The 18,553-nt window shown below is 46.4% G+C and carries 11 protein-coding genes; all 11 read right to left on the bottom strand.

Annotated features, from left to right (window positions below; translation table 11 throughout):
* Nucleotide 1: 1 nt before the first annotated feature.
* The gene (locus tag BUR42_RS07850; protein ID WP_074238703.1) at nt 2-1,699 is read right to left on the bottom strand and encodes a GMC oxidoreductase; all 1,698 of its coding nucleotides are present in this window, start codon (nt 1,697-1,699) and stop codon (nt 2-4) included.
* 69 nt (nt 1,700-1,768) lie between these two features.
* A complete protein-coding gene (locus tag BUR42_RS07845; protein WP_074238702.1) occupies nt 1,769-8,563 on the bottom strand; it encodes a fibronectin type III domain-containing protein in 6,795 nt (2,264 codons plus the stop codon).
* A gap of 310 nt (nt 8,564-8,873) precedes the next feature.
* Complete coding sequence (locus BUR42_RS07840; RefSeq protein WP_074238701.1) at nt 8,874-10,031, bottom strand: acyltransferase family protein; 1,158 nt, start codon at nt 10,029-10,031, stop codon at nt 8,874-8,876.
* Nucleotides 10,028-11,212 carry a glycosyltransferase family 2 protein gene (locus BUR42_RS07835; protein ID WP_074238700.1) on the bottom strand — a complete coding sequence of 395 codons (1,185 nt, stop codon included), beginning with the start codon at nt 11,210-11,212 and terminating at the stop codon, nt 10,028-10,030. Before BUR42_RS07835 ends, BUR42_RS07840 begins: the two co-directional genes overlap by 4 nt.
* A gap of 21 nt (nt 11,213-11,233) precedes the next feature.
* Nucleotides 11,234-11,806, bottom strand: a complete 573-nt coding sequence (locus tag BUR42_RS07830) for a gluconate 2-dehydrogenase subunit 3 family protein (RefSeq protein WP_074238699.1) — start codon at nt 11,804-11,806, stop codon at nt 11,234-11,236.
* Nucleotides 11,803-12,600, bottom strand: a complete 798-nt coding sequence (locus BUR42_RS07825) for a carboxylesterase family protein (RefSeq protein WP_143197377.1) — start codon at nt 12,598-12,600, stop codon at nt 11,803-11,805. The genes BUR42_RS07830 and BUR42_RS07825 overlap by 4 nt, the downstream gene beginning before the upstream one ends.
* 28 nt (nt 12,601-12,628) lie before the next feature.
* Complete coding sequence (locus BUR42_RS07820; RefSeq protein ID WP_084185449.1) at nt 12,629-13,345, bottom strand: TolC family protein; 717 nt, start codon at nt 13,343-13,345, stop codon at nt 12,629-12,631.
* Between the two features lie 10 nt (nt 13,346-13,355).
* Nucleotides 13,356-14,741: an O-antigen ligase family protein gene (locus tag BUR42_RS07815; RefSeq protein WP_159442236.1), complete on the bottom strand. Its 1,386-nt coding sequence runs from the start codon at nt 14,739-14,741 to the stop codon at nt 13,356-13,358.
* Nucleotides 14,742-14,788: 47 nt separating this feature from the next.
* The gene (locus tag BUR42_RS30070) at nt 14,789-14,917 is read right to left on the bottom strand and encodes a hypothetical protein (RefSeq protein ID WP_262488000.1); all 129 of its coding nucleotides are present in this window, start codon (nt 14,915-14,917) and stop codon (nt 14,789-14,791) included.
* Nucleotides 14,914-16,011, bottom strand: coding sequence for an acyltransferase family protein (locus BUR42_RS07810; protein ID WP_074238695.1), 1,098 nt, complete (start codon nt 16,009-16,011; stop codon nt 14,914-14,916). Before BUR42_RS07810 ends, BUR42_RS30070 begins: the two co-directional genes overlap by 4 nt.
* Before the next feature lie 5 nt (nt 16,012-16,016).
* Nucleotides 16,017-18,212: an exopolysaccharide transport family protein gene (locus BUR42_RS07805; protein WP_074238694.1), complete on the bottom strand. Its 2,196-nt coding sequence runs from the start codon at nt 18,210-18,212 to the stop codon at nt 16,017-16,019.
* Nucleotides 18,213-18,553: the final 341 nt, after the last annotated feature.

The raw sequence follows: 18,553 nt of genomic DNA, 5'->3' as shown, positions 1-18,553 counted from the left end.
ATCACAAATTTTGTTTTTTCATTTCTTCCGCGGCATAGTTACAGGCCCTGGCGGTGAGTGCCATATAGGTAAGTGAGGGGTTTTGTGTGGCGGATGAGGTCATACAGCTTCCATCAGTAATGAAGAGGTTCTGCACATCATGTACCTGGTTCCACTTGTTCAATACGGACGTTTTGGGATCGAGCCCCATCCTTACGGTACCCATTTCATGCACACATTCCCCGCCTATGTAGTCGTAATCAAAACCAGAGATATTATGAAAGCCGGCTTTTTCCAGCATTTCCACGGCACTGCCCTGCATATCCTTACGCATGGCCTTCTCATTTTCTTTGATCTCAAAGTTGATCTTTACAAGGGGTAAACCCCATGCATCTTTCCTGTTATCGTCCAGCGTAATGCGATTGTCCGCATAAGGCAGTGTTTCACCCCATGCTGCCATCCACATCACCCATTTACCGGGTTTGGTGATCTCATTTTTGAAATCTTCCCCATATCCGTTGATGGCATAGGCATCGTTCCAGGCCTCCCGTTCTGCATAACCCTGGTAACCGAATCCCCTGATGTAATCCTCCCTGCGGGTGGCATCATTGATATTGCGGAAGCGGGGAATGTAAATGCCGGTGGGGCGCCTTCCTTTGTAATACTGGTCTTCATATCCTTTAAACTCTCCCATGGCACCTACTTTAAAGTGATGGTCCATCAGGTGCCTGCCCACCAGGTCCTGGTTATTACCGAGGCCATTGGGAAATACTTCGGATTTTGATTGCAGTAATATGGAAGCGCTGGCAATCGTGGAAGCATTCAGGAAAATGATACGGGCAAAGTATTCGGTGGTTTCTTTGCTTTCCGTATCAATAACGCGTACGCCTTTTGCTTTCTTTGTTTCTTTATCGTAGATGATCTCGCTTACGGTGCTGAAGGGGCGGAGGGTTAAATTTCCTGTGGCCATGGCAACCGGGAGGGTAGCGGAATTACTGCTGAAATAACCGCCGAATGGGCAGCCCCGATGGCAGAGGTTCCTGAACTGGCAGGGGCCTCTGTCGTTCCATCCTTTTGTGAGGTTGGCTACCCTGGCAATGGTCACTAAACGGTCCTTGAACTTTTCCCGTACTTTTTCTTTCAGGTGGGTTTCCACGCAGTTCATTTCCATGGGAGGGAGGAACTGCCCGTCCGGCAACTGGGGCAAACCTTCCGCCTGCCCGCTGATACCGGCAAATGTTTCCACATAATCGTACCAGGGGGCGATATCCTTATAACGGACCGGCCAGTCAACTCCATGCCCGTCTTTTGCATTTGCTTCAAAATCCAGGTCGCTGAGGCGGTAACACTGCCGCCCCCAGGTGAGGGAACGCCCGCCTACGTGGTAGCCCCGTACCCAGCTGAAGGGTTTTTCCTGGATATAAGGATGTTCTTTATCGCGTACAAAAAAATGTTTACTGCTTTCATCATAAGCCTTTCCCTGGATAGGATCTTCTTCCATATCCTTTTCTGTATTCACCAGGCGGTGCGGAAAATCCCAGGGGTTGAGGTTGGCAGTGGTGTAATCCTTCACATGTTCTACGTTGCGCCCTCTTTCCAGCAGCAACACTTTTAGCCCTTTCTCACAAAGTTCCTTTGCGGCCCACCCGCCACTGATACCTGACCCGATCACAATGGCATCATACGTGTGCTGATCCGTTGCTTTAATATTAAGATGCATACCTCAAGTTAGTGAAAAATAAAAAGCCCGGTAATGCTACCGGGCTTTTTAAGGAGAATTTTTATCTGATTATTGTTTGATGATCTTGATAGACTTGCCCTGGTTCTTCTCATCCACCACTTGCAGCAGATAGATGCCGGCAGGGAGATATTGAAGGTTCGTTACATCTATCCTGGTATTGTACCTGCCATTTCCGAAGTCTCCCAGAACATTGCTCAGCAACAGTTTGCCGGACATGTCGTAGATCCTGGAGAACAACCGTTTGGTAGAACCATAGTTGTTGATGGTTACATACAGGTTGGATGCGAACGGATTCGGATAAGCTCTTTCGATCACCAGTTTTTCCGGTGTTTCTTCAGGAGCAGCTTTGGCTACGGCATTGTTTACATTACCGGTAGTTTGAACTGTTCTCAAAGTAAATCCTGGTACATCTGCACCGGTAGGTTCGCCACCAGTTGCTGCATAACCATGGATCACCATTGAACCGAGGTAAGCGTATGGAGAACCTGTGCCCGGGCTTACTTCTACCACCACTTCACCATTTTCGTCTGGTTTCACATTTTCCAGCTGTACGGTTTGTGTTGAGTTGAAGGAAGCATTCAGGGATACATATTTACCATTGATCGTGTAATTGCTGGTACGGTTACCATCGCTGGTACGGCTACCGAAGAACACAAAGGTGTAGTTCTGAGATTGGTTCAGGCCCTTGATCCTCAGTTTACCTGTTACCCCGAAATCGCACCACCATGAGCTGCTGATCACATTATCAGGGTAAACACCTGAGTTATTGCCGGTGATCACACCCAGGGAGTTATCCCCGGAGAAATTCTGCTCAATGGTGAAGGAGAGACCGGAATTATTACCCTGATCGTTCAGGAATGGTCCGTAGTTGTCACCTGCAAACGGCGCGTTATTGGTGTTGTTCCATGGAGCACCCGCCGGAAGATCACGGTTTACGTTGATGTAAGTGCTGTAAGAATAAGTAGAACCTTTGGCGATATTACTGTATTCAGAATTGATAGCACCTGCTTTTGCCCTTACTTTATAGAACAAGCTGCTGCCTGCTGTTGCAGTATTATCATCGTAAGTTGTAACATTAGCACCCAGGGTAGCGATCAGGGAATAAGTACCGTTTTCGCTGGCTGACCTGTATACTTCATATGCTGTTTCTGTGCTGGCATTATCGAACCAGTTGAGGGTGATCTTAGTCCTTGATTTACCGGTAGCTTTCAGGTTAGAAGGTGCTAATGGTATACCATTGTCTTCGTATGACTGGATCACGAGTGCATTCAGATAAGCATAGCTGGAACCTGCGGCACGTTTGATGCTGAACTCAATCTCGCCATTTGCGGCAGGAGAGAGGCCATTGATCTTCACCACGTTTGTTTTATTGCCGGCAGCATTCAGGGTTACTGTTTGCGCGCCTACAGTATACTCAGTGTTCCTGTTATCGGTCACATCGCCACGGCTGCCAAAGAATACAAGGTTGTATTTCTTGTTGAGCGGCAGGCCGGAGATCCTGAAGCGTTTTGCTACATCAGATTGTTCAAACCATGCTGTTTGCATTACCACATCGGGGTATACACCTGTGTTGCTGCCAGTTGTAGCACCCAGTGTATTGGTACCAGACAGTTGGTCTACCAGTGTAAGGGTGAAGCCTGTGCCTGATCCATCCTGGCTCAGCAGGTTTGATAAGGAAGTACCTGCACTTGGATACCTGGTAAGGTTGTTCCATGGAGCCGGAGCAGGATTCACTTCATTGAAGTTCACAAACACTGAACTCAGTGTTTTGTCCTGAACCGTGATGCTGAAGGTGCGGGTTGTGCTGCCACCTTTATCATCTGATGCAGTTACAGAAATATTATTGTAAGTACCTACATGGCTGTTGTTAGGTGTGATAGCCAGTACGCCATTACCGTTTCCGTTATCAGTCAATACTGCGAATGCAGGGAGACCGGTAGCAGAAAGCGTGATCACATCCTGAGGATCATCCGTAGCAGCCAGTGCCAGGTTGATCACAGAATCAGCTTTCATGTTGATGTTGCTGATCGCATTCAGTGACGGGTTCTTGTTAGTTGTAACAACACCCACTGTATCGGAGTATGCAGATGCACCATAACCGTTGATAGCTCTTACTGTAAAGTAGTATTGCGTACCAGCCAGCGTTGTTTCATCGATGAATGAAGAAGTGTTGGCATTATTAGCAGGAGTGGTCAGTTTAGTGAACGGACCTGCTAAAGTGGTACCACGGTAAACTTCGTATGCAGTTTCATTGAACGCTACATCTTTCCAGCCAACTTTAACACCAGCGCTTACAGATTCAGCAGTAATGTTGGTTGGTTTGGAAGGAGCGATGGCAGGTTCATATGAAGCCTGGATCACCATAGCATTCAGATAAGAGAAGGAAGAGCCCGGAGCTGCTGTAAGGTTCAGCAGCACTTCTCCGTTTGCATCAGGTATTACATTGGTTAAAGAGACTGTATTGGTAGTATTGCTCGCAGCATTTAATGCTACGCTGGCACCATTGATAGTGTAGATGGAAGTACGGTTATCCGTTACACCACCGCGGCTGCCGAAGAAGGTAAAGTTATACTTGTAGTCTGAACCACCTGTGAGGCCGGAGATCTTCACTGTTTGTGTAACACCGCTGTTGCTGAAATAAGCAGAGCGCATTACGTTATCAGGATATACACCGGAGTTGTTGTTGGTTACAGCACCAGAGTTGTTGTATCCGCCAACATCCTGCCACCTGGTCATGATCGTCAGGGAAATACCGGTTGCAGTCAGCGTGGTATCTTTCAGGTTAGCATGTACATCGTTCTGCAACGGAGGTTTATTGGTGTTGTTCCAATATCCGCCACTGGCAGAGTTTGCGCTACCGTCGTTGAAGTTCACATAAACCACTCGGCTTGGGTTCACATCATTTACCACAATGTTGAACGTTTTGCTGTCTATACCATTGCGGCCATCGTTGATGGTGATGGTCACAGGGTATGTGCCGGCATCCAGGATGGTAGTATTGAGCTGCAGTTGAGCAGTATTACCATTCGGCGTTAAGGTAGCAAAGGATGGTAATCCTGTTGCAGACCAGGTGATCACATCTGTTGCATTCTGATCAGCAGCAGAGAGGGCAATTGATTGAGAAGCATTCTCATTCATGGTAATGTTTGCAATAGCAGACAGTACCGGCGGATAGTTGTCATTCACAGATAATGTGAATGTTTGTGTACCTACACCGCTATGGCCATCCGTAGCTTTGATCACAATACCTGCAAAATCACCCAGGTCAGTACCGGAAGGATTGAACACTAAAGTAGCAGTACCATTGCCGTTATCGGTTAATGTACCGAAGGCTGGCAGGTTTTCTGCAGTTAATGTTACTGTTTCTCCATCTGCATCAGCATAAGTGACAGGGATAGAGAGTTGTGTGCCAAAACGCATAGAACGGCTGGCGATTGGAGATACAACCGGAACAGAGTTCAATGTGGATGTAAAGGCTTCAGGAGAGTAGTTACCGATACCACCGTCGTTCCTTGCACGTACTTTATAGTAGTAAGTAGTGTTGGGGAAGAGGAGAGAGTCAGTATAACTTCCCTGTGCAGTTGCATTGGCAGGTAAAGTTGCCAGCAAAGTGAAGTTGGTATTATCTGTAATGGAGCGCCAAACCTGGTAAGAGGTTTCGTTATTTGCGTTATCGTTCCATGTAAGATTGATCTTGGTAGGGGATGCCGCAGTTGCTACAAGATTGCTGGCAGCAACAGGTATAGTTGGCAATGCCTGCGTAGTAGCCTGGTTCCTTGAATCGAGGAAGCGGGCTGCAGGGATAGCCTGTTTGCTGATACCAGGGCCTTGCCAGCTGGCAGAGAGTTCTGCGCTACCTGTATTTTCAAAGAAAGTAACGTAGATCGGGTAAGTACCTGCATTTAAAGTTTTGGTACCGCTCTTCTCAGATGCAGAGGAACGGGTGCCATCATTTTCCACTACGATATCTGCAGCAGTGAACCCACCGATATACAATCTGCTACCGTCGTTAGAACGGGTATAGAAAGTATAACTGCCTGTGGTTGGAATGGTGATGTAACCAGCATACTTTATCGCATACCTGTCTGCCCTTGGTGCAGGTGAGATGCTCAGGGAAACGGTGCTGATAGTACCAGACCTTACAGGAGTGAGCGAAGCAAAGTTTGGTAATACAGTAACAGTGGCTGGTTCATAGTAATCATACGCTAAACCACCATCTGCCAATGAATGGAACCCTGAATTACCCATGTCGTTGATCGCCTTCACCTTGTAGTAGTAAGTAGTGAGGGGGTTCAACGCGCTGTCTGAAGCAGTAGTTACATTAGCGCCTACTGTTTTCACAATACTATAAGTACCTGTACGGGAAGTTGAACGGTAAATTTCGAAACCAGTTTCGTTATTACTGTTATCCGTCCAGGTAAGGTTGATCTTATTATAAGCTGCAGGAGAAGCAATGATGTTTGTTGGTGCAGCTATATTGGCAGCTGGCAATTCAGCTTCCACGAAGAATTCAGCTGGGATGAGCTGGCGGGTGCTGCCTACACCATTAGCTGTATTTTTCCAGTATACTTTCATTTCCTGGCCACCATTCTTTTCAAAATAAGTGATGGCAATAGGATAGATACCGGCAGTAGCAAAGTTCCTGGTACCTGTTTTGTAGGTGGGGCCTTGCAGGGCATCGTTGTTCACGAGCGCAGTGGCAGTATGACTATAAGGGCCGATGTACAGTTTGCTGCCATCATCGGAATATGTTTCGAAGGTGTAGTTACCGGCTACAGGGATCTTGATAAATCCTTCCCACAGTACGCCGAAGTAATCTTCCGGTGCACCGATCGTGGTGATGTCTACCTGTGGCTGGATGCCTGTTTTAACCGGCGTAAGGGTCGCGAAGTTAGGCAGGTTATTCCAGTCTCCCTGGTACAGCTTGTACTTCAAACCTTTCAGGGTAGCATAACCGCTGGCCTGGTTGCTGGCAGGAGATAAGTTACCTGCAATATCCCTGGCTTTTACAGTGAAGGTATACAGCTGACCTGCTGAAAGGTTCAGCACATCATATGTGAGCTTATCACTGTTAACTGTATAGGATTTCAGGCCGTTAACATAGATGTCATATTTAACAACACCTACATCGTCTGTAGCAGCATCCCATTTCAGACTGATCTGATTCTGAGAAGAAGCTGTTACAATAAGGTTACCCGGAGCAGTCGGAGGAACATTATCCACCTGTGTTTTAGCACTGGCTTCGTTACTATTGGCAGAAGCGGCGGTATTATTCACTGCCCTTACAATATAGTAATAGGTTGTATTGGCGATCAGCCCTGTGCTGGTATAGGTTACTACGTTAGGGGCAGTAATGGCAAGCAGCGTATAAGGGCCGCCAGGTGTGTTGGAGCGGTAAACCTCATAACCGGTTTCATTGTAAGCCGGGTTAGGTTTATCTACCCAGTTCAGCTGGATAGATGTTTTGGAGAGGTCTGTAGCGGTAAGGCCGGTAGCTGCATCTGGTTTATTAGGGCCATTAGCATTGATCACTTCAAACGGCGTAGAGAAGTCGCTGGAACAACCAAATTGTTCCTGAACCTTAACTGTATAAAGGCCGGGAGTGGTTGCGTCATATGATGCTGCAGTACCTAATGTAGTGCCATCTGTAGTTTTCTTCCAGAGATAAGTGGCATAGGTAGCAGGAACAGATAAAGTTACTTTATTCAAGCCATCCGGAGCAGGTAATACCTTACTCATCAGGCCGGAAACAGCGATCGTAGGAGGAACGGTAGCGCCTTTTGTTTTCACTACCACAGGGATAGGAGACCAGTAAGACCAATCAGTTCCACGTTTGATCCTGGCATCGTAAGTACCGAGTGAATTAATAACAAGGGTATTACTATTAGCGCCAGGGATCACCACGCCATCTTTACGCCATTCGTAACCATCATATCCTGCGGTTAAGCCAAGCGTTAAATTAACGGGGTCGCCCGGACAGAACTCGGTTCTGCCGGTTAAAGGCCAGGGGTTCACTTTGTTAGCCCTTTGCATAAAGCCAAAGAAATCTGCTTCTGCCCAAGCCTGGTCCCAGATGCCGTGGCCGCCGGGATAGATGGAGAGTTTCATATTAGCACCTTGTGCTATGGCCTGGTCGTATACACCCTGTGCAACACTTTTCGGAGGGTTAGTATCGTCGTTACCCTGGAACCACCAGATAGGCGTGAATTTGAAAACGTTGATGCTGTTAGCGGTAGCAGCGGCAGCAGCACTGATAGGGCCCGCGCCTGCAACCTGTTTAGGAAGTCTCAGCAGAAAATCCCAGGTAGCGGTACCACCTGCAGAAAGACCATGTGCTGTGATCCTGTTGATATCCACATTGATCTGCGGAACAAAAAAGTTAGTGATCAGTTCGTTGATCAGGTCGTACTGCGTAGCGCCGTAGTAACCGGACTGATTCTGAGGATACAGCAGGAAGCCATCGAACTTACCGTTATCCACGGCGTTCATAGCGGTTTGGCCGCCATGGAGCAACTGATACTCATTATCATAGATAGTGCCTTTCTCACCAAGTCCATGGAAAAATATAAGCACCGGGTACTTTTTATTACCAGATGCATCATAGTTTTTAGGGAATTTCAGCCGGAAGGCCAGGCCTTTGTAGATGTAAGCCTTGTAGGAGGTGGAAGTCCAGCTCACGCGGACAGTTCTCACCCATTTACCAACACTGCCCCATTGTGGCTCTGTTGGAGGCGCAGAGGGGTTGTAGGTAACTACAGGATCATTGGGGTCTAGTACCTGGGCACTAGCGGGGAATGCTCCTAAAAGGAACACCATGAACAGTAGGTAGTAAAATTGTTTCATATATGTGAGATTGGCTCTAACGTGTTAATTGTGAACGATGCTGCACGACAGTACGATAGCGTACGCGTTGCTCATCATTTCGTGAAGTTTTTCGAGAGGACGGGGTTTAAAATATTCGCGCCATTCACTGCGCGTTAGAGGCTTTTAGATAGGAAAAGGAAAAAATACTTATAAGAATATGCTGCAATTTATATCGAATTAATATAACTAGTTGTTACTTTTTGGTGAAATGCGGGAAAAAGCTGGTAAATGGATGTTTTAAGTCCATTACTGCAAAAAGCTGACCCGGTTAAAATATTAAAATTTGACATTAAGCGATTGTTTTTATGATATGTTCCTCCCTTTTACGGGGTCCATGCAGGATATTTCCGATAAAGGTATACCGGATAAACCATTGGTAAGTGACCAGGGCCACGCCCGAAGTAATAGTCAGTATAAGTATTATACGTACAATGCCCGGGATATTTGTATAAAGGAACAGTACCTCTAAGCCGGATACCATCACCAGGTGAACCAGGTACAGCCAGTAGGAGGCATCTGAAATATAGCGGAAGGTCCGGCTTTCCCTGTTCAGGTATTTCAGGAATACGCCCATCACGCCGAATGTCAGGAAAGTGCTCTGCATGGCTACCCCCAGTTTCAGGATCCATATGCCATAGGGGAAAGGCTGTTCTTTATGCCAGATCAGTATATAGAACAGTACGGTAGCCAGCAATAAGCCAATGGAGAGGTACAGCCAGGTGCGCTGAGGGATCTGCTTCAGCTGCCCGGCATTTTTATGTACCTGGAAGCCTACCGCGAAAAAGAAGCCATAATACAGCAGGTTGGAGAACCGGGGTATAATGCCATTTGATACTTCAACAATTGGCTCTTCGCAGAAAATTACCTGGATAGCGCCCAGTAACAGGCCTATCAGTAAGATATGTGAAAAGGAAGCCAGGTTCAGCAGGCGGTTCTTCAGGAAAGCCGGAACCAGCCTTAATACTACCAGCATTGCCCCGTAAAAGAAAAGCAGGTAGTACAGGAACCACAAATGCGCCATGCCGTTCCAGCGAAAGAACTGGGAACGGAGTGCGGCCCAGGCCTCTGCCGTTGGCAAACCATCCGCGATAAAGTATTTATAATAAAGGAAAGGTGCGATCGTAAATGGCAGGATAAAAATGAGACTTCCCACAAAAGGGATCACGATGCGTTTGAAACGATGCCTGATGAATGCCTGCTCACCTATTTTCAGGTATAACATCCTGGCAAAAAAGCCCGCTACTACAAAAAACAATTGCATCCTGAAAGAATGGACCAGGTAGTAAGCGCCATCAAAAAAGTAACTATGCAGGGAATTATCGGATGGCCAGGAAGGATTCGGATAGATCTTGTAAGCAATGATGGTGTGGAGTAAAACACCCAGCAGCATAGCTATTGCCCGTAAGGCATCCAATCCGTATATCCTGTTATTTTGCTGGAGCGTCATACTGTAACGGTTTTACTGCGTTTGGACTTATCCCAGGCGGCGGATTGTTTCTTTTGCAGATACCTGGAAAAGCCCTGGTATACAGCCGCATTCATGAAAACAAAGTAGAAAGGGATATAAAAGAACTTGGATTTTATATGTTGTTTTGCCTGCTGGTAACCAATAAAGGCAACGGTATAGAAGATCATTTGTGCGGCAAGTACGGTGCTATAGAAAAGGCTGCCGGTAGCCACTACGATCAGGAGATTGCTGATAAAAAGAATGGGCATGCTGAGCGGGCAGAGCGTCCAGCGCAATACGCGGTGCGAAATGTACTGGAAAGAAAGTACGGGGTATTTAAAGAAATTTAATAATGCTTTTAACATCACAATGGATTGAAAACCTCCGGCGCTGATCCTTACCTTACGCTTATGTTCTTCTTCAATGGAGAAGGAAGGTTCTTCCATGGCATAAGCATCCGGCGCGTATGCGATCCGGTAACCTTTCTGATTGATGCGCAGGGAAATAATGAAATCGTCCAGCACCACATCTTCTTCAACAGGCTGGAAGAGCGCAGTACGGATAGAGAATAGTTCTCCTGCTGCACCTACTACGGAATACAATTCTGCGTCCAGCTTTTTGAGGAAGGATTCATATTTCCAGTAGATACCTTCTGTTGAAGCCGCGTCTCCTTTTTCTTTGCTGATCACTTTCTTTTCTCCGGCCACACCACCGGTTTTTTCATCTGCATAATGTTTTACAATATTGCGGATAGCTGCTGTGTTGAGCATGGTGTTGGCATCGCAGAAGATCACAATGGGGGTTTGCACAAAAGGCATGGCGCGGTTAATGGCAGCGGTTTTTCCTTTACGGTCCGGGATATGCAGCAGCTGTATGCGGGGTTCCTGCCGGATGATATCCATAGTGCCGTCTGTAGAACCATCTGTAACAAATATAAAATGACATTTATCTGCGGGGTATTCCAATGCAAGTGTGTTCGCTATCTTTTCGCGGATGTGCTCTTCTTCGTTGTACGCGGCGATGAGGATGGTAACAGCCGGCTCAAATGCGGATTGTGTTTCCCTGGGGCGTTTGATCAGTCTCCTGATCTTTATGAGGATGTACAGCAGGATGCCATACCCTATATAGTTGTAGAAGAGGATAAAAAAACTAACATAAAATAATACGTAAAGCAGTATCATGGAGTCGTAATGTTTATGTGATCAGGTGGCCCAGCATTTCTGCCCCGGGCGCAACGGCACAATGCCATTATAGTGGCCGGGAATGAAGTCGTAGGCCATACCCATGGTGGCTCCTTTCATTGAGGTGCCGTATCCCAGCAGGGTGTATTTTTTCAGGGTGATAAAAAAGGGATCGCCGATCAGCCTGCGGGAAACCTTTCCTTTGATACCGGCCCATGGGCGGTCCCGTTGTTCAAAGTGGCCGGTAATAGCAATTTTGGCAGCTTTGTCGCATTCCACGAAAGATTTGCCGTACTTGGAACGGGCATAGTCTTCCACATCCTCCAAACCATACAGGAACCTGTTCTGTGCTTTCCGGTTGGTACAGTCTTTTACCAGTGTGATGATCACCGGTGCTACACCGGCAGATTTTGCACCGGGCGTATCCGTTTCCGGGATGATGATCTCCGATAGTTCTTCGATCAGCCTTTTATGACCTTCCAGGCTGCTGAGGTCCGGCGTTTTGTAAAAGCGGTAGAAGTTAAAACCTCCTACAGCCGCTGCACCGGCGCCACCAAAGAGGAAAATGTTCCTTATTGCTTTTCTGCGGTTCATCTTGTTCTGGGTTTTACAGCGTATGTTTTTTTATACTGCAGCAGCCACTCATATACATTCATGTCGTTCTCCCTGTACCTGGGTGTGAGGAAGGAATGCCAGCAGCAATGCGCACCCGGATAGACCGTTATTTTCAATAATCCTTTTTTATACTTCGCTGTACTGTCCATGAAACGTTTTACGTTTTCGCGGAAGTAATCGTCTTTGGAACCAACAAAATACCAGGTATGTATATCGGCATCTGCCACCAGTTTGAACCGCTTCAGGTAATCCGGATCAAGGTTGGCGGGAGACATGGTGATACATGCCGCAATGCGGGCAGCCAGTTCCGGACTGTGTGTTTTAGCAGCTTCTACAGACCATCCGCCGGCGCTATAGCCGGTGAGATAGATCCGCGTAGTGTCTACCGGGTATCTTTTGATGATATCGTCCAGCATAGGCCCTACATCCTGCGGGGCCCAGGACCAGCTTTGCGCCATAGGGGCCAGTACGATAAACTTGTACAGCTTACCGTCCAGTTTATTCACCGCCTCGATCATCTTCCCTTCTTTCAATTGCCGCGGTACACCTTCTTTATAGATAATGCTAAGGTCCTTCCCGGCCACGCTTCTTCCGTGAAAGGCTATCAGTAGTGGAAAACGCTCTCCGGCGACAGTAGGTGTTGGTGTATAGATAAGTGCCTGCCTTGTTTGCCACGGACTTATCTTAACGTCTATTTTACGCATGGGCTCGTATTGCGCGTTCACGGTACCCACTACCAGCATAAAACAAACCAAAGCGATCATTTTCAACATGTGTGACAGTGTTGGTTAATGATGAAAACTATATCTGCAGCAACACTTGTTCTAAGGTTGTTCCAACCATTTCCTCCAGCTTCAGTTTGGACTGGCGTAATTCTTTTTCAAGTAAGATCTTTTTAGCCATTTCACCATTGTATGCGCGGTAAGCTTCTTTATAAAGCTCGATGGAAACGGTTTCGTCTCCTGCGCGGAATTTCTCTTCAGCCTGTTGGTAGTTCAGTAATGCATCTTCTACCAGTGGCATATGCAGTTCAAACAGTTGTTTGTTGGCAGCATATTCTTCATACAATTGCAGTACGGTAGCCTTGATGGTCAGTGCATCGGATTCCTGCTGTGATTCCAGTACCTTTTTCTCTGCCCTTACGCGTTTAACATCATTCGGGATCTTGATCAGGTTACCGATCGGCAATACTACCCCAAAGTTATACCGTGGGAAGAAAGTATTGTTGGAACTGCCACCTTTTAGCGTGAACTCATTTAAGTTACCGGCTGCGTTGAAATGGTTTAACCATTGCGCGCCGGTGCTGTTCAGTTCGTATTTGTTGATCTGCTTTTTAATTGCGTATTGTTTCATATCCGGGTGCTGCAAAGCCAACTCCACCAGCTTTTCTTTAAAACGGGCTATCCTGGCCGGGTCAGGGGGCAGTTTCAACAAAACGCTGGTATCTGTTTTCACAACCTGCGCCTGTGTAGCAAAACCCAGGAACAAAGCAAGAACGACTAAAGAGATACGTTTCATGTTCTAGTTTTTAAGAGTATAAGTATTTAATTTTTATAACAATTGCAGTGAATGCATTCAGCATGATGGCAGATTCCACCAGGGTGGAAGCATCCTGGGCATATTGCGCCAGCGCTATTTCAAGCACCGCCGCCGCCATACTGATCATTAATAGTTTGTCCAGCTCACCTTTTACCCGGAAAAAATTCCCGACAGAAGCGGCGATCAGGATCACGAAGTTGGCGCCCATCAGCAGGATACCCAGCCACCCGGTTTCCAGTACAGCCCTCAGGTACCCGTTATCTGTCTGCAGGTTGGCCATGGGATGCCCCGGATGGAAGATCAGTGCATTACCCCCCGTGGTCATTAAACCACCGCCAAAGGGGTGGGAGTAGATGTAAGGTTGTGCCTTGGCGCGGTTCCGGTCCCTTACATTCACAGATTCATCCTGTTTTCCCAGGAAAGCCGTTCTCACCCGCACAATGGTAGGGTTACTATGGAAAGGCCCGAATAAGATCACCATGGCAAAAAAACCGAAAGCAGCGGCAATGAGAATGGTATTCCGTTTTTGCAGGTTGGCAATGAAGAACAGCATCAGGCCCAGCGGGATCATTACATACCCTGTGCGGGTACCGGAAAAGCCCAGTGCCAGCACATGCAGTACGAGGGAAATGATCAGTACTATCTTTTTGGGCAGATTAATGATTGCCATCCTGGCCGTAAGCATGATCATAATGATCACAATATTGCAGGCCATGATAATACCAAAGGAGGCCGCATCTGCCATAAAAGAGAAGATACGGATCCCGCTGATGATGATAGTGGTATTGAACATTTGCGGATACCTGGCTATAAATGCTCTTTCGTAAGGCATAAGTCCCATCCATTGCTGCATGCAGGCATATATAGCCGCCAGCGTACCCATCAACAGCCAGTACTTAAAGAATACATACACGTCCTTCATGCTGTTAAACACGTGGAGGCCCAGGTAAAGAAAAAGCAGGTTGCGGAAAGTTACCCGTATAAAGATGAACCAGCCTGAAACGCTGAATCCATAAGGGTTGGCTATTTGTAATATCAATAACAGCAGGTAAAGGTAGATGGAGATCAGCAGCGGATCTTTCAGGAAATCCACTTTCTTTGCGGATGGATCCCCTCCTTTAAAGAAACACCCCAGTAAGGAGCAACCCAGTAACCCATCCATTACTACACCCATGGGAAGTTCCGTACCAGCCATCCTTTCCAGCAAAGGAAGGATGAGGGAAATGGTCATGTAGATATAAAATCCCAACCTGTAATTGAGGATACACACCAGGCAGGTAGCAGTACCCAGGATGCCTATTACCAGCATAGCTGCTATCTTGGCATCTGTGGCACCCACCCATGCAATGGCGGGGATCAGTAAGATCCACAGCAAAATCCCGAAAAACTGGTTGATATTTTTTTTGCTCAGTTGCATTGCTATTACAGGAACATCGTTTTAAACACTAACATGAGTATGATCACGGCAGCAAAAGTTACCAGCAGTATCTCATGCAGCTGCTCGCTCACCACTTTTTTTTCTTTTACCTTTTTCGTTTTTATCTTTTTCATGATGCACTGACTTGTCTCCTGGGTATATCCTTAATAGGTCCCTGGAAAATGAAATTAAGTTTCAGCAGCAGGCATATCCTGTATAGAACGATGGAGAAAAAGATCCCGGCTGCTATCAGTATGAATGTGAATACAGATGTTCTGATCTGGATACCCGTACTCAAAATGATGTTGCGTAACAAGAATACAATACCCACATGGATGAGGTAGATGTATAAAGAATAGTGCCCTATTACCTGCAAAAATTCCAGCTTGCGGTATTTAGCCAGCACAAAGGAGATCATGATCACCAGCAGCCCACCCAGCAGTGCGAATGTAGAGAAGAGGTAAATGCTCATGTCTACATTCTTCATGCAGTAATACTGCACAAGTAAGAACACCGGTATCAGCAGCAATACTTTAACAGGAGAGGCGAGCTGCTCCTGCACGCTTTCTTTAAAGAAATAGGGCGTTGCAATATGCCCCAGGGCAAAATACACATAGAACACCATCACGTCGGACAAGGTGCTGATATCACCTGCCAGCCCTTTCAGCGGAAGTAAGGCAAAGCCCAGCAGCAGTTGCATCCAGGGGCTGAACTTTAACCAGCGGTCTACCATCAGGTACAGGGCAGTAACATTGAACAAGGCAAATAAATACCATAGTTGCAGCATGCTCCGCGGATGTATCAATATGTCCAGGTAATTTTCCACTCCCTTTTTAGAATTCGTGTAATCAGAGAACCAGATCTGCAGGGTGAGTTGTATAAAACACCAAAGCAGATACGGATATAAAAGTGTATTGATCTTTGAGATCATAAAGTTCTTGCCGCCCCGCCTGTGAAGGCTGGATGCAAAGAACAGGCCCGACAGAAAAAAGAACATGGGCATCCGGAAGCCATACAGCATTTCGTTGGCATTCATCAGTGTTGAGGTGATGGGGATGCCGTTATATAGTAATCCGTATATCACATGCCGGTATGTAACAAATATGATCGCAATACCTTTCGCATAGTCCACCCAGGCGTATTTCCTGGATGTTCCGGGGCGAAAGGTGAAAATGAATTTCAATGCGCCGGACAGTGATAGGGATCTTATGGACGGTTGCTCAGACATTTATTCTAGAGTTCCAGATAATCGTCATTAATATTGTTCAGTACAGCTCCCAGGAATTTATCTCCCAAACCTTGCAGGAACTCGATGGATTCTTTATCTGTTTGTTTTATCGATGCTTTGGATGAGAAGATAGCAACCACTCCTTCCGCATATTTCTCTAACTCTTTACTATCAGTATATTCATTCAAAGGAGCGCCTTCAAACAAGATGAAATCATAATATTCTTTCAGCTGCGGCAGATAGTTCAGCAGGTGATTTTTGGGGAGGATCTCCGTTGGCGTATAGTCACCACCTCTACAGCCGATCACTTCAATATTCTCGATGCTGTACGTAGTAACGATGGCCCTTACCTTCTCGATGCTGAAATCCTGGGGTGCGATGGAAAATGTTTCCAGCGTAGGTTTCGCTTCCAGTTGTACGGTAAGGTCGTTGTTACAGAAGTTGGTATCTATTACCAGCACGCGTTTGTTACTTAAGCTGAGGCTATAGGCTACCGCCTGCACCAGGGTTGTTTTTCCCTGCTGTGATTCTGTACTGGTGAACAGGAAGATGGACTTACCGCTATTCTCGATCTCAAAACGCAGTTTACGCAGGAATTCCCGGAAACTGTTCTGCCTTTTCACAATGGCCTTCTTGTCTTCTATCCGTTTCTGCAGTACTTCCAGGATGCTGTATTTATTCAGGTCCGCATGATTGATGGTAGCGATCAGTTTCAGGTGTACGCTCTTCAGGAAGTTGGAAGGAGATTTAATGGAAGAGTCAAAGAATTCTTTGAACAGGATGCTGAGCGTAGATAACATGAACACGGCCATACCAACCATACCCATGATCACTATGCGTTTGGACGATTCCGGCTTGAAGGCCGGCTGCCCTTTCAGGGTTTGCCTGAAGTTATCTACCGGTACGCTTCTGCTGTCTATCGCCGAGTTCAGTTTCTCTTTCAGTTTATTGTATTCTTCCTGTGCCAGATCTACTTCCTTCTGTAAAGTACTCACGGTAGCTTCTTTGTTGGCATAAGAACCTACAGAGTATTGCAGGGAATTAATAGCTTTCTCCAGGTTGATAATATTCAGTTTGGTTGCGGAGATATTGGATTCAACCGTGGCTTTTTCCTGCAACAGCTTGTCTTTGCTCACTACAATACCTGGTGTGGATGCCCCACTTTTGGACACCGCTGTGTTATATTGTTTGCGAAGGGCCTCCAGCTTATCTGCGAGCTTTTCATCTGTACTGCCGGTGCGGATATACTCATCATTCAGCTGATTGATCTGCCTGCGCAGGTTCACGATCTCATTATTACCGGCATTACCATAAGTAGTTTTACCCTGGTTGGCCAGGTTGATCTGATCGTTGATATTATTCAGGTTAGCCTGCATGAGGTTCAAATTGGACTTTTCACCCAGCAGGTCTTTTTCCAGCTGGCTGATCTGGCCCATTTTTGTACCACTGGCTGCTTCCACGTTCAGGATCCCTTCAGATGATTTATAGGAACGGAGGGCTTCTACTTTTGCATCCAGTTCTATTTTCTTTTTATTCACCAGCTCTTCAAAAGTTACCACGTTCTCCACACCACGCTCAGAACGAAGGCTCCTGTAGTAACGGATGAACTCCTGGTAAAGCGTGTTCACTACAAAGGCAGACTGCTCAGGGTTTTCAGAACCATAAGAAATATCAATATAGTCTGTTCTCGGTACCCTGTTCACTTTTAAGGTCTTGGTGATAGACTCATTATCGTACTTGCAGAGCTTCATATATTCCAGCAGCTTGCGCTCGTCCGGTCTGTAGGAAGTGAGCATCTGGAGTGAATCCAGTTTCTGGCGGCAGATGCGCAGGCCTTCTTCTTTATTGAACTGGAGATATTCCGGTGATTTCAGGTCTTTCTCATGCAGGGTCCTGAAAGGTTTATTGCTGGTAAGGTCGTGAATAAGCAGGGAGTAGGAGAGGAGGCTGATCACCAGTGGTGAGTTGATCGTTTGGATAGTGTTCTCAAACTTTACGTCAGCCTCATAGAGGTTAACATTTTCATCGCGGAGGGTGATCTGATCTTTCATGGTAAAACCAGTAGAGATCTGTGCGCTGGAAACATATAGTTTTGCTCTTCCCATAGTAAAAAAGAATGCGGCCACCAGTGCCAGCGCGGTGCTGAAAATGATCCACCACTTCTTTTTTAATAACGCCTTCACAAAATATATTACATCCATATCAATTATTTATTTTTATCAATCATAAATCCTTAAAAAAACCGGTTTACACCGGATCATTTCTTTAGCAAACAAATAGACCTGGGCTAACACACGGACTTTTGCACTGGATCCCTGTAACTGATAAAAAGCTGTTTAGCGCTTTGTCAGTATAAAAGGAAGAGAACAAACCCATAATTTAGTAGATAATGCAGTACAACCTATTTTGTATGCAGGTTTTGCCAGAGGATCAGGTTAGAAATAACTTGTAGGGAACCGGAACTAATTGGGGGGAATGGAAATAACCATTCATTTCAATTGATATATAAATGTATCCGATTCGTTCGCAAAAGTAGAACGCA

This window comes from Chitinophaga niabensis, from assembly GCF_900129465.1.
GTDB classification, from domain to species: domain Bacteria; phylum Bacteroidota; class Bacteroidia; order Chitinophagales; family Chitinophagaceae; genus Chitinophaga; species Chitinophaga niabensis.
The sequence above is the reverse complement of the archived record's forward strand: the minus strand, read 5'-3'. Positions and strand labels throughout refer to the sequence as shown.